Source organism: Polaromonas sp. P1_E3 (genome assembly GCF_056405935.1).
Window position 1 is genome coordinate 1 of sequence record NZ_JBFUBD010000837.1, and the last position, 580, is coordinate 580.

Here is a 580-nt window from a genome sequence, read left to right on the forward strand (position 1 = left end):
GCGCCCGACAGCACAAAATTGCGTATAGCGTTTTTGTGCGCCTGGCGCTGCTCGGCGTTCAGGGTGCTGGCGTCGATGGCCTTGTATTTGGCGTAGAGGCGTTCGTCGGCGCCCAGGCGGGTCCAGAACTCGGTCACGCGCGGCAGGGCAGCGTTGTAGGCGGCGCGCAGCTCCGGCGTGTCCGCCACGCTGTTGAGGTGGCTCACGGCGCCCCAGGCGCGGCCCAGGTTTTCGGTCGCCACATCCAGCACCCCGGCAATGCCGCTCCAGGAGGCTGGAAAATCCGGCGCCGTGACCTGTTCCAGGGCGCTTTCGGCCTTGGCCAGCAGCGCGTCAAGGGCCGGGGCCACGTGTTCGGGCTGAATCCGGTCAAACAGGGGAAGGTCGGAAAAGTCGAGAAGGGGATTGGTCATGGCGTACAGCTGTGGGCGAAAGTCTCGAATCTAAAGGCCTGGGGCCGCGCGGCAGGAAAGAATGTCGCTATGGGAATGATTGCGAATGATGCCCTTTGCGGCTGCAGGCAGCCGCAAAGCTCAGCCCTGGGCGCTTTTCTTGGCGCTTTTCAGCTGGGGCTTTTTGG

At 64.1% G+C, this 580-nt stretch carries 1 pseudogene; it reads right to left on the minus strand.

Annotated features, from left to right (window positions below):
- A pseudogene (locus tag AC1D0Z_RS23845) lies at window positions 1-413 on the minus strand (oligopeptidase A); the annotation flags it as partial.
- Window positions 414-580 lie beyond the last annotated feature (167 nt).